This is a genomic window from Rhizobium sp. EC-SD404 (assembly GCF_902498825.1).
Taxonomy (GTDB): Bacteria; Pseudomonadota; Alphaproteobacteria; order Rhizobiales; family Rhizobiaceae; genus Georhizobium.
This window is the reverse complement of the sequence record NZ_LR701459.1, coordinates 775,660-787,942: the sequence shown is the minus strand read 5'-3', so window position 1 is coordinate 787,942 and position 12,283 is coordinate 775,660. Positions and strand designations below refer to the sequence as shown.

Below are 12,283 nucleotides of genomic sequence, written 5' to 3'. Positions count from 1 at the left end.
CGAAAACCCAAACGACGAAGTGTCATGAGCCCTACAGAAAACCACTCCGACAAGATCGCTATCGAGTACCCGGCGAGCCACATCGCTCTCATCCGCATCAACAGGCCGGAAAAGAAGAATGCGCTGCATAGTTCGATGGTCATCGAACTCGGCCGCCTGTTGGTCGAGCTCGATCGGAACGACGACATTCGCTGCGTGGTCCTGACAGGCACCGATGCGACGTTCGCCGCCGGCGCCGACATCAAGGAGATGGTGACATTCGGCCCACCGGCCACCTCGAACAGTCCGCGCCGGGTTGCCGCCTGGCGCGCCATCGAGGCTTTCTCGAAGCCGCTCATCGCGGCAGTCAACGGCATCGCCTTCGGTGCCGGTTGCGAACTGGCGATGGTCTGCGATTTCATCATTGCCGGCAATAACGCGCAGTTCGGGCAACCCGAAGTCAAGATCGGCGGCATGGCCGGCGATGGCGGCACGCAACGTCTTCCGCGGAAACTCGGCGCGAATGTCGCGTCCTACATGCTGTTCAGCGGCGAGCCGCTTGCTGTCGAACGGGCTTACCAACTCGGCTTCGTGGTCGAGGTGTGCCCGGTTGCCAATACCGTTCAACGCGCCGTCGAAATCGGCAGCATCATCGCTTCACGAGCGCCGGTCGCGGTCAGAAACACCAAGGCCTGCGTTCGCACGGCCGTCGGGGCAACGCTCGAGAACGGCATCGCCTTCGAGCGTGACGCGATCTGGCGCAACAGCATGACGGAAGATCGGCAGGAAGGCATGACGGCCTTCACCGAAAAACGTCCGCCGGTCTTTAAGGGCCGCTGAGACAATCGCAAAGGGCTCAGCGTTTCAGGAATGCTGAGCCCATTCGATACTGCTGAATGCTTTCGAGCCGCGATCCGTGCGCATCGGCAGCAGCAGCAGCCATCGCACGAAGATCCGACATGCGCGGATCCTCCGGATCGTCGACTTCCAGCACCACACCGACCGAGCGGATGCGGCACCTCACGTGCTGGAAATCCGGAAGCAGCGCGCGCGCACGCATCTCCATCTCCTCGACGAATGCCAGATCACCGGCATTGATCGAAATGCCCGTCTCGATCCTGCTCGACAGACAGGGTTGGGCCGGCAGCTCGGCAAGATCCGTCAAACCGAGTTCCGCCGCGACATCCCTCACGTCGCGCTTCGTCAGTTGCGCTTCGATCAGAGGGTGGACGACGTCGCGCTCCTTGGCGGCGAGTAGACCTGGGCGATAGTCGCCGAGATCATCGAGATTGGAGCCTGAGGCGACGATTGCGTTGCCGATATTCGCGCGAATGCGGTCGTAAAGGTTCGTCTTGCAGAAGTAGCAACGGTTCTGCGGGTTGGCGAGATAACGCGCATCCGCCATTTCCCCCGCTTCCGCCACCGTCAGCCGCCAGCCCTGCGCAGCCGCATGGTGCTTCACCCTTGTTGTCGCATCCACCGGGACTGCCGGCGAGACGGCGTGGAAGACAGTCAATTGCGTGATGCCATGCGCGACATGCGCGAGCGTCATACTGTCGACGCCACCGGAGACGGCAACCGTGAGGCCGTCGTATCTGCCGAGCACTTTTCTGAGCCGGTCGATCGGACGCTCAATCGTCATCGGCATCATCCCGCTCAGTCCGACGCGCCAGGTCGCGGCGAGCCTCAAGCCCCGCAATATCGACAAGTTCGTCCGCTTCAATCTTGGTGCTGACGCCGCCACCGGGACGCTCCGCCGTCTTGACGCGGCGGCCCCCACGCAGCGCATTCGCACGCTTCAACACGCGGCGCTGCTGGAGACTGATCCGCACGCCGAGCGTCGAGGTTTCCAGAAAAACGAGATCGCTCACCTGCTCCGAAGCGTCGGGGCGAACGAGGAGCTGAAACTGCGTGGCGGGACGCCCTTTCTTTCCCTGAATAGTCATAAGACTCAAATCGATGACGCCATCGGCGGTGCGCAGGCGATCGGCCGAGATCGCGATCTCTTCGCCGGTCATGTCGTCGATATCGAAGCACATGACCTCGATCTCTTCCTGTTCGGATGCCCTGCCCGGATCGAATGCAGAGAGCCGAACGATGTTCGGAAGAGCCTTCAGTTCGCGCGTTCCCGCGCCTGTGCCGGTCGCAATCAGTCGACCGAGCGCGGTTCGGCGTGGCGGATCGGATGGGCAAAGATGGTTGAGGATCGCCGCGCCCGTGGGGGTAACCCGCTCTCCCGCCACGCCGTCGTCGCGCCAGCGAAAGCCTTCGAGAATTGCAGCGGTGGCGGGCGCAGGCACCGGCAGCAGGCCATGCTGCGTCGAAACCAGCCCGGAGCCCCTCGGTAGATCCGAGACGCTCCACTGCGCCGGCGAGAGCGCCGCGATAAGGCTCCCGGCGGCTACGACGTCCATCAGCGAATCCCAATCGCCGATTTCATGGAAATGAACGTCGTCGAGCGACGTCCCGTGAATGTACGCCTCGGCTTCCGCAAGAATACGCAGGATGGCGCCGGCATGGGCCGCCGTCCCTTCAGACAGTGCCGCTGTCTCGAGCCGTGCGCGAAGCGATCGATAGTCCGAGGCAACTTCGTCCTTCCCCTGCGGCACGCTGTGATGATCGTGTGAATGATGACCATGGCTGTGCCCATGGTCATCATGGCTCTCATGCGCCGCTTCCGCCCATTCCAACCGAAAACGCAGTGCGCGGAGGCCGGATGACTGGCCGGCCTCGAGGACCGGTTTGCCGATGTGAGCCGGAAGAACCGCGCCCACATCGGCCAGCATCACCGGTCGCAGCGCGGGAAATGCGTCGAGCACCGCAGCGACGAACATGTCGCCCGCCATTCCGCCCACCGCATCGAGATGCAGATTGAGCATGGTCTTCGTTGATGTTTCCTGGACCATGGGGCTCTTTCGTCGATGCGTCAGATGGGCCGCGTCTGCAGCTGGACGGTCTTCAGCTCGGTGAATTCGTCAATGGCGAAGCGGCCGCGCTCATGTCCGACGCCACTGTCACGATGGCCGACGATCGGCAGTTCCGGCACGCCGGCGAGGAACGTGTTCACCTCGATCGATCCTGCGACAAGCTTGCGCGAAAACTGGATCGCGGTGTTCAGATCATTGGTCCAGACACCCGCTGCCAGTCCGTACGACGTGCTGTTGGCGATGGAAACCGCCTCGCCGAAATCGTCAAATGTCAGCACGGAAAGGACCGGGCCGAAGATTTCTTCCTGCGCGATCTTCATGGCAGGGTCGACGCCCGTGAAGACAGTCGGCTGGACGAAGTGGCCAGGCAATGCCGCAATCGCACGATCGGCTTCGAGCGACCAGCGCTGCGCACCCGCTCGCTCACCGTCGGCGATATAGCCCTCGACACGCTGCTTCTGAAGGCCGCTCACGAGAGGTCCGAGCGTCGTCTCCGGATCGAGCGGATCGCCGACCTTCAACTTGGAAATTTCGGCCTGGACGGCCTCGCAGAACTTTTCGGCGATGGATCGTTCAACGACGAGCCGCGTTCCGCCAACGCATGCCTGGCCGGCATTGCGCGTGGCTCCCAGCGCCACCTTTTCGGCCGCAAGATCGAGATCGGCGTCCGCACACACGATATGTGCGCTCTTTCCACCCAGCTCGAGTGACACGCGCTTCAGCCGCTCTCCGGCAAGCGCACCGATCTTGCGACCAACAGCCGTTGAACCGGTGAACGAGATCATGTCGACCTCCTCGGCGCAGCAAAGCTCCTCACCGAGATCGAGACCCGTGCCGGCGATGATGTTGACGACGCCTGCCGGGATGCCGGCTTCCATCAGAAGTTCGCCGAGGCGGAGCGCCGAGCCGGAGGTCAGCTCGCTCGGCTTCACAACGGCGGAGCAGCCAACGGCCAACGCGAAGGGAAGCTTCTGGCTGTTGATCAGCAACGGATAGTTCCAGGGCGTGATCATGCTGACCACGCCGACCGGATTGCGCAGGATCAGCCCGAGTGCGCCGTTTCCGAACGTGTCATAGGTGTCGCCATAGCTGTGGCGCGCGAGCGTTGCGGCATATTCCCAATGGGCGATCGTTCCGCCGATTTCCCGGTCGACCAGGCCGATCGGCTTGCCGACCTCCAGACACTCGATCTCGCGGAGCTCGACGCGATGCTGATCGATCAACGCAGCGACCTTGAGCAGGATACGGCTGCGGTCGGCGGCGGACAGTCCGGACCAGACCGCACTATCGAAGCTGCGCCGGGCGGCCTTCAGGGCTTCGCGCAGATCCTCGGCCGTCGCCTTGGGATATCGGCTGACCACCGTGCCGTGGGCAGGGTTTTCCCGCTCAATGACGTCGCGCTGACTTGCAGGCACGAAGCGTCCGTCGATCAGGGCCGAATAGTCGCGTGGCTTTTCGGGAAGTTTCAGCGGGCCGGGTCCGGTGGAATGCTGCAATGGTTCTCTCCTGATGTCGATCAGGCCGCTACCTGGCGGCGCCTCTGCTCGAGGATGATGTCCGAGATGCGCTCGGCGACCATGATCGTTGGCAAATTGGTGTTCCCGCTCGGAATTCCGGGAAAGATGGAGGCGTCTACGACGCGCAGGCCTTTGACGCCATGTACCCGCCCATCGAAGTCGGTCACGGCCTTGGGGTCGTCATGCGTGCCCATCCGGCAGGAACAGGACGCGTGCCACACGCCGACGGCAGCGCGACGAATGAATGCTTCGAGCGCGTGATCGTCCTTCATCAGGACCGACATCGGGTCGCCCTCGACGATCAGGGTGTTGATCAGAAGGCTGCGCAGCTTTTCGGGACCGTCGAGCAGGCGCGCAAGCATGCCGGTCGCCAGACGGTTTCGCGCATTGAGTGCACCGACCTGGCGAACCTTGTCGCTGTAGCTTGCGGGAAACACGTCGCTGACGACGCCCGCAAGCTCGTCGCTCAGCACGATCGCCGCCAGCTTGCGGTAGCCGAGCATCATACGGTCGAGATCGCGGCTGTCCGACAGGAGGTTGAAGTCGATCTTCGGTTCGGTGCGCCGATCACGATTGACCAGGGTGACCGAGCCATCCTCCGAGAAGGTCTTGTTGACCCACATGTTTACGGTGGAAAGCTGGCTGCCCACATCGTGCCAGGCGGATTTCGAAGCGATCGATGCCGCCATATCGCCGTGCGGCGCGCCATGAAGTTCCGACGAGAAGCGCAATCCGAGCATGAGGTGGCGTCGGGTCCGTCCGTTGATCCGCGCGTCCGGCTTGATGAACGCCGCAACGGCAACCGACGGATGGTCCATGAGCCTGCGGCCGACGCCTTGGCGATCCGCCAGGACATCGATGCCCAGTTGCTTGAGGTCGTCGGCCGGGCCGATCCCGGCGCGCAAGAGAAGTGCTGGCGAATGGAGTGCGCCCGCCGACAGGATGACTTCCCGCGCCCGGTATTGCCGTTCCGGCGCGCTGCCGGTCACTGTCGAGACACCGGTGCATGTGAGGCCTTCAAACGACAGACCCGTAACCTGCGTGTCTGTCATCAGCGTCAGGTTATCGCGGCTGCGGACACGGTAGCCGAGATAGCCGATCGCCGTCGTTACGCGGCGGTCATAGATGTTGCTGATCGCCACCGGGTAGTAGCCATCGACGAACTCGCCGTTCTGATCCGGCACATAGTCGAACCCGGCGCCTTTGAATGCGCGCGCCATGGCATGGGCATGTTCGGGCCAAAGGCTTTCGTCGACGCGCGAGATCGCGATCGGTCCATCCTGCCCATGCAGCGGTCCATCGAAATCGACGTCGCGCTCGAGCTTGCGAAAATACGGCAGCACCGTTTCCCAGCGCCAGCCGGATGCCCCCTTGGCTTCCCACTCGTCGTAATCATGCGGCGCACCGCGATTGGCGAGCTGTCCATTGACCGCAGACCCGCCACCCAGGACCTTCGCCTGCTCGTATTTGCGCAAAGGCCGCGATGCATCACGCTTGTCCGGGGAAGAGGCCTCGGTCGTCGCCTTCAAATCGTTCCAGAGGAAGCGCGCGTTGAGGTAGGCGAGCCCGGCAAAGCTGTCGAGGATCGGCGCGGGAACGCGGCCGGGGGGCGTGTCCTCGCCTGCCTCGATCAGGAGCACCCGCGTCGATGGATCGGCCGAAAGCCGGTTCGCGAGCACGCATCCTGCGCTTCCGCCACCGACGATGATGAAGTCGTAAATGTCGGCCATCTCGCCGGTTGCCTTCTCAGACATGCACCCAACCATCGTAACGCGGATGTTCCTCCGTGATTGGCAGGGCCACCGTTTCGCCCGTTTCGGCCGCGTGGAACTGAGCCGTGATGAGTTCCAGCGATCGCCGCGCATCCTCCAGCGTCACTGCAAATGGTCGAGACTGGTGGAGGGCGTCCGCGAAATCCTCGAATTGGCCCGCGAAGCCCTCGCGCCCGACCGGCGCAGCAGCCAGGATCGCTTCCGCCTGTTGCTGGAGTTCCGGTGTCGCGGCCGTCACTTCCCATGGCTCGTAACCGGGACGGATCGCGTTTTCGTCACGGCAGTATCGCTCGATGACCATATTCTCGAAGCAGAGCCGGATGCGGGTGCTCCGGCGAACCGAACCGAGCGTGGCGGTCAGCGATGCGAGAGAACCATCGGCCATGCGAAGGCTCGCCACCGCGCAATCCTCCACTTCGATCGGATTGACCCTGGTCGTCTTGAACCCGCGCACCTCGGCGATCGGGCCCATCAACCAGGCGAAAAGATCGTGGATGTGGATCGACTGCGTGAGCAGCACGCCGCCCAGTTCGGTCGCGAACTTTCCGCGCCACGGCACCGAGTAGTAGGCCGGCCCGCGCAGCCATGCCGTTTCCACGGCAGACACATAGGGTCGACCACACAGACCCGACGCGATCAGCGCCTTGATCTTCGCGATGCCCGGCGCAAAACGGTACTGGAAAATCGGCATCACCCGGCGTCCGGATCGCTTTTCGGCTGCGATGACCTCGTCCATCAACCGCAACGAGCTGGTGAACGGCTTTTCGCATATGACGTCCTTGCCGGCCTCCAGCGCTGCCATCACCATCGCATGATGCATGGAAGGCGGCGTGCAGATGCTGACGACGTCCACCTCGTCGCTCGCCAGAATGGCCTCGTAACCCGCGACTCGTTCGATGCCGTGTTTGTCCGCAAAGGACCTGGCCCTCGCGTCGTCGAGATCGCAGCACGCCGCAACGTCGAAGCGATCCTTCAGGGCGTCAAAGCCCCGCTCGATCTGGCTGCCGGCAACCCATCCACAGCCGATGATGGCGACACGGAGCCGCTTCCTGTCCCGATCGCTCATGTCAGGCCGCCATATCGGCTGCATAGGCGCGGGTGAGGAGCCGGCCCGCCTCGTCGAACTGAAGATCTTCCAGGGGCCCCTCGTCCACATAGTTGGCGCTGGCGCGCATTGCAGGCAGCAGGGCGGATGACAGCAGGACTTCGTCGAGATGAAGCGTGGAGCGGATGATGCAGAGCTCAGTCTCCGGATCGGATTTCGACCAGGAGGTTGAGACCAGCGCACGCAAGGCATCGCGGTCGTCCGCAAGCACGATGGGGAAGCGCGACTTTTCGACGAGCGTGGAGGTCAGCGAGTTCATGTAGATCTGCTGCACGTCGACCTTGGCGGCGACGTCGAGTGTCGTGAAATCCGCAAGACCTATGCCGAGACCGTTGCCGCCGGTCGCCTTGGACAAGCCAAGCACCGCGATCCGCGAAACGAAAGGCGGCGGATTGGGTATCGATCGAAGATCGGCCCTCCCCGTCACGGCATGGTCCATGCCAGCGCCTGAAATATCCTTGCCGATCTGCTCGACCACCAAGGCATCGATGTGGTCGAAAGGCAGCCGCGCGGTGTGGGTTTTTGCAAGCTTGAGAAGACGTTCGTCCGCCTCGAAGAAATCGTCCCGATCGACGCCTTCCAGAACGACCAGTTGCTTCGCCGCATTCTCGACGAGCGCGATGCCGAAGGCGATGGGCGAGCGCTCCAGCGCGATCTTTGCGAGCGCCGGCAATGTCTCACTCAGGGCCGGCGGGCCGGTGCGATGGACGGCCCGCGCTCCGTCCGCTTTACCGAGGCCGACGGCCGTAATCTTGACCAGCCCGCTTTCGATCGGCCGATCGAAGGTCGTATGGGATTTCACGCGGTTGATCACCACGACCGCATCGGCGCCTGCTGCATTCTTGTCGAACTTGCAGCGCGCCCCGTCTGCGGTCTCGCCGTAGTCGACGACATCCATCGTTGCCCTTATCTCGCAACCAAGCGCTTCGGGCGTCAAACCGAGATTGGCGAGCACCTTTACCTGGCCTTCAGCCGTGCCGCCCCCATGGCTCCCCATCGCCGGAACGACGAAAGGTACGTGGCCCATCGCCTTCAGCGTGTCGATCACAGTGCGGGCGACCGTCGGGATGCTGTTGATCCCACGGCTGCCCAGTGCGACGGCGATCACGCTTCCCGCCGGCATGGCGTTCAGGCGAGCTGAGGAGCGTATTGCCTTCGCTGCGGCACCCGCCACATCGGCTATCGGATCGCCGGCCGGATGACGCAGACGGACGCGCGCAACCTTCGGCAGGACGACGTCCTCAAGATGCTTGAACCTCAGCTCGGGAAACTGTGCGCTCGCCATGACGGTATCCTCAGTCGTGCAAACTGCGTGGCTTGGCGCGCAGGAAGTTGAAGTCGCAGCCGTCCTCGGCCTGGAGCACTTCGTCGTAGTAGAGTTTCGCGTAGCCGCGTTCGGCCTTCACGTGCGATGGCGGCGACCATTCCGCCTTGCGGCGCTCAAGCTCTTCGTCGGTGACGTGCAGCGACAGGCGTCCGGCTTCCACATCGAGTTCGATTTCATCGCCATCCCGCACCAGCGCAAGCGGGCCGCCTGCCGCTGCTTCAGGCGAGATGTGCAAGACGATTGCGCCGAAGGCAGTGCCGCTCATGCGCGCATCGGACAATCGCACCATGTCCTTGACGCCTTGGGCTGCCAGCTTCTTCGGGATCGGGATATAGCCCGCTTCAGGCATGCCGGGCGCACCTTTCGGGCCGGCATTTTGTAAGACGAGAACATCGTCGGCGGCAACATCGAGATCCGGTGAATCCAGGCGATCCGCCATGTCTGCAAGCGACGTGAAGACAACCGCACGGCCCTTGTGCTTCAGGAGCGATTTCGTCGCGGCCGCCTGCTTGATGATGGCGCCATTGGGCGCAAGATTTCCGCGCAGCAGGCGGATCCCGCCGCCCTGGTGGATCGGGTCCGAGATCGGACGCACGGCATCCTGCTTCCAGGTCGGCGGCTGCGCTTCGATGTTGTCGCGAAGCGTGCGTCCGGTAATGGTCATGCAGTCCTGATCGAGCAGATCCTGGATCTCGCGCAAAACGGTGGTCAGCCCGCCCGCCCGGAAGAGATCCTCCATGTAATGCTGACCCGAAGGCTTGAGGTCGACCAGCACCGGCGTCTCGGCGCCCAGTTGATCGAGGTCTTCCAGATCGAAATCGAATCCAAGACGACCGGCGATGGCGGCGAGATGGACCACGCCGTTGGTCGAGCCGCCGACCGCCTGGAGCACGCGCATGGCATTGCGCATCGACGCCTTGTTCATGATCGCCGATGGACGCAGGTTCTCGGCTGCAATTTCCACGGCGCGCGCGCCTGTTGCTTCCGCATGGCGCATGCGATCGGCATGGACCGCCGGGATCGACGCACCGCCGGGAAGCATCATGCCCATGGCTTCAGTCACCAGCGCCATCGTGCTTGCCGTGCCCATCACCATGCAGGTGCCGGCGCCGGGAGCCAGCTTGCCGCTGATTTCCTCGATCTCTGCCTCGTCGATCTCGCCGGCGCGGTGCTGGCCCCAAAGACGCCTGCAGTCGGTGCAGGCGCCAAGCCGCTCGCCCTTGTGGCTGCCGGTGATCATCGGACCGGTCACGGTCATGATGGCGGGGACATCCGCACTCGCCGCGCCCATGAGCAGCGCCGGCACGGTCTTGTCGCACCCACCGATCAGCACGACTGCATCCATCGGCTGCGCCCGGATCATCTCTTCGGCATCCATGGCCATGAGATTGCGCACATACATGCTGGTCGGATTGGTGAACGCCTCGTGCATCGAAATCACGGGGAAATCGACCGGGAGCCCGCCGGCCAGCATGACGCCGCGTTTGATCGCCTCGATCATGTCGGGCACATTGCGGTGGCACGCATTGAAGCCGGAATAGGTGTTGGTGATACCGATGATCGGACGGTCAAGGGCATCGTCGGAATAGCCCATCGCCTTGATGAAAGCCTTTCGCAGGAAAAGGGAAAAGCCCGCATCGCCATACCCGGCCAACCCCTTGCGCATACCCTTGGCTTTGCTCATCTTTTTCAGTTCTCACCCTATTAAGAGATCAGTCGACATCGGAAACGTAAGCGCTTACAATTGTGTTTGCTATAGGGGATCGAAATCGTCTTGTCCATCGTCAACCGCAAGGAGCCGCAGTGCCGATCACGGAAAATCGCGCGAACGAACCGATGCCAAACGACCGTCCGGCGGAACACCTGATCGACCGCGATCGCGAGGCCAGAACCGGCATTGCGGAAGCCATCTTCGCGTCGGGCAAAAGCATCGAACAACTGGCGGACATTCTGAGCGAGATCAAAGAGCGGCGCGACAGCGCGCTGATCACCCGGCTGGACCCCGACAAGGCCGAGGCACTGTCGAAGCTGGGTCTCCGGCTGCGATACGATCGCGCGTCATCGACCGCTCGGATCGGCTCCGGCGAACCGACGCTGAGCAAGAGCCTGGACGTCGCCGTCGTCGCAGCCGGGACGTCCGACATGCCGGTGGCGTGGGAAGCGCTTCGATCGCTGGAGTTTTTTGGCCACCGCTCGAAGCTTTTTGCCGATGTCGGCGTCGCAGGCCTATGGCGGCTTCTCGACCGCATCGATGAAATCCGATCGTACCGGCTGATCATTGCAGTCGCTGGGATGGAGGGGGCCTTGTTCAGCGTTCTGGCCGGGTTGGTTCAAGCACCGGTCATCGCCGTACCCACTTCCGTCGGCTATGGCGTGTCGGCAGGCGGACATGCCGCATTGACTTCCGCGCTCGCATCTTGTGCGCCAGGCATCGTGACGGTCAATATAGACAACGGGTTCGGTGCCGCTGCTGCGGCGCGCAAAATGCTGTTGATCGGGCAACGACAGGCCGACGTGAAAGATGACCGCGACTTGGCGGTGCCGCCGCAGGCGGAGCAAAGGGGATCGAGCGTTTGAGCGATACGGCAGAAGAAGCCAAGCAAGTCCGGAAGACGCGTTCGCGGCGCTCGACGCAGGCCGGCGTCAAGCTCGAGGATGTGGCGCGCCTGGCGAAAGTGTCGACCGCGACAGCCTCTCGCGTCATCAACGCGCCAAGCACCGTGACGGAGAAGACGCGGCGCCGCGTCGAAGCTGCCATCGCCGAGCTTGGCTGGATCCCCCATGGCGCGGCGCAGGCGCTCGCCAGCCAGCGGACGCGCACGATCGGCGCCCTCATCCCGACGCTCGGTCACCAGACCATCGCGACGATGCTGGAATCCCTGCAGCAGGCGCTCGGTTCAGGCGGCTACACGCTGCTGCTCGGCCGTCCCGATGCTTCGGAGGCCAGAACGCTCGATCAAGCGGCGAAGATGGTCCAGAACGGCGTCGAGTGCCTGGTGATCATGGGCGAAGACCACCCCCAGGAACTGTTCACGATGCTGGAACAGCGCAAGGTGCTGCACGTCATCGTCTACACCACCGGCGCTTTCGGACGCACGAACTGCATCGGCATCGACAATTACGACGAGATGTCGAACATGGTGCGGTATCTGATCGATCTCGGCCATCGCTCGTTCGGCGTGATCGCCGCCAACTACGCCCATAACGACCGCATCCGTCTGCGCATCAACGGCATTCAGGATACGCTGGCCAAGGAAGGCATCGCCGTTCGCCCGCAACATTTCAAGATCGTTCCGCAGTGGACGATCGGCTGCGGTCGCGAAGGCATGCGCGCGATCATCGAAGAGCCGATGCGGCCGACCGCCGTGATCTGCACCAACGACTACCTCGCATCCGGCGCGGTCATCGAGGCGAAGGCGCAGGGCCTGTCGGTGCCATCGGATATCTCGATATCCGGTTTCGACGATATCGAACTTGCGCGCCATGTGGATCCGCCGCTCACCACCGTCGACGTTCCCAGCCGTGAGATGGGGCAAGTGATCGCGAACTATGTGATGAACGTGCTCGACGGGGAAGAGATCGCGCTCCCGATCCGCGTCAACGCACAATTGGTCATCCGGTCTTCGACCGGGGCTCCCCGCACGACGGACATCTAA

Annotated in this window: 10 protein-coding genes; 3 read left to right on the top strand and 7 right to left on the bottom strand. The window is 63.1% G+C overall.

Annotated elements, in window-relative coordinates; genetic code table 11:
• The first annotated feature begins 24 nt into the window (after window positions 1–24).
• A complete protein-coding gene (locus GC125_RS04730) occupies window positions 25–819 on the top strand; it encodes an enoyl-CoA hydratase/isomerase family protein (RefSeq protein ID WP_199864445.1) in 795 nt (264 codons plus the stop codon).
• Between the two features lie 16 nt (window positions 820–835).
• Here GC125_RS04730 and larE read toward each other — a convergent pair whose 3' ends face one another.
• From larE to GC125_RS04695, 7 genes are read right to left on the bottom strand one after another with little or no spacing between them, the layout of a single operon-like run.
• Window positions 836–1,621: an ATP-dependent sacrificial sulfur transferase LarE gene (gene larE / locus GC125_RS04725; RefSeq protein WP_151984261.1), complete on the bottom strand. Its 786-nt coding sequence runs from the start codon at window positions 1,619–1,621 to the stop codon at window positions 836–838.
• Window positions 1,611–2,885 (bottom strand): nickel pincer cofactor biosynthesis protein LarC, encoded by a 1,275-nt coding sequence (gene larC / locus GC125_RS04720; protein WP_286165370.1) that lies wholly within the window; start codon window positions 2,883–2,885, stop codon window positions 1,611–1,613. The genes larE and larC overlap by 11 nt, the downstream gene beginning before the upstream one ends.
• Window positions 2,886–2,905: 20 nt before the next feature.
• Entirely contained in the window at window positions 2,906–4,402 is a 1,497-nt protein-coding gene (locus GC125_RS04715) for an aldehyde dehydrogenase family protein (RefSeq protein WP_199864444.1), read from the bottom strand.
• 20 nt (window positions 4,403–4,422) lie between these two features.
• Window positions 4,423–6,144: a GMC oxidoreductase gene (locus GC125_RS04710; RefSeq protein WP_151987566.1), complete on the bottom strand. Its 1,722-nt coding sequence runs from the start codon at window positions 6,142–6,144 to the stop codon at window positions 4,423–4,425.
• A 25-nt stretch (window positions 6,145–6,169) separates the two neighbouring features.
• Window positions 6,170–7,261, bottom strand: coding sequence for a Gfo/Idh/MocA family protein (locus tag GC125_RS04705; RefSeq protein WP_151984259.1), 1,092 nt, complete (start codon window positions 7,259–7,261; stop codon window positions 6,170–6,172).
• 1 nt (window position 7,262) lies between these two features.
• The gene (locus GC125_RS04700; protein WP_151984258.1) at window positions 7,263–8,585 is read right to left on the bottom strand and encodes a nickel pincer cofactor-dependent isomerase, group 22; all 1,323 of its coding nucleotides are present in this window, start codon (window positions 8,583–8,585) and stop codon (window positions 7,263–7,265) included.
• 10 nt (window positions 8,586–8,595) lie between these two features.
• The gene (locus tag GC125_RS04695; RefSeq protein WP_151984257.1) at window positions 8,596–10,311 is read right to left on the bottom strand and encodes an IlvD/Edd family dehydratase; all 1,716 of its coding nucleotides are present in this window, start codon (window positions 10,309–10,311) and stop codon (window positions 8,596–8,598) included.
• Window positions 10,312–10,430: 119 nt separating this feature from the next.
• Between GC125_RS04695 and larB the strand changes: the two genes are divergently transcribed.
• Together larB and GC125_RS04685 are read left to right on the top strand one after the other, a co-directional pair.
• The gene (gene larB / locus GC125_RS04690) at window positions 10,431–11,204 is read left to right on the top strand and encodes a nickel pincer cofactor biosynthesis protein LarB (protein ID WP_353617040.1); all 774 of its coding nucleotides are present in this window, start codon (window positions 10,431–10,433) and stop codon (window positions 11,202–11,204) included.
• A complete protein-coding gene (locus GC125_RS04685; RefSeq protein WP_151984256.1) occupies window positions 11,201–12,283 on the top strand; it encodes a LacI family DNA-binding transcriptional regulator in 1,083 nt (360 codons plus the stop codon). The genes larB and GC125_RS04685 overlap by 4 nt, the downstream gene beginning before the upstream one ends.

Excerpts from the sequence above, each read along its gene's own strand:
- GC125_RS04730 (WP_199864445.1), top strand. The coding sequence starts at position 25 with ATGAGCCCTACAGAAAACCACTCCGACAAGATCGCTATCGAGTACCCG.
- larE (WP_151984261.1), bottom strand. The coding sequence starts at position 1,621 with ATGACGATTGAGCGTCCGATCGACCGGCTCAGAAAAGTGCTCGGCAGA.
- larC (WP_286165370.1), bottom strand. The coding sequence starts at position 2,885 with ATGGTCCAGGAAACATCAACGAAGACCATGCTCAATCTGCATCTCGAT.
- GC125_RS04705 (WP_151984259.1), bottom strand. The coding sequence starts at position 7,261 with ATGAGCGATCGGGACAGGAAGCGGCTCCGTGTCGCCATCATCGGCTGT.
- GC125_RS04700 (WP_151984258.1), bottom strand. The coding sequence starts at position 8,585 with ATGGCGAGCGCACAGTTTCCCGAGCTGAGGTTCAAGCATCTTGAGGAC.
- GC125_RS04695 (WP_151984257.1), bottom strand. The coding sequence starts at position 10,311 with ATGAGCAAAGCCAAGGGTATGCGCAAGGGGTTGGCCGGGTATGGCGAT.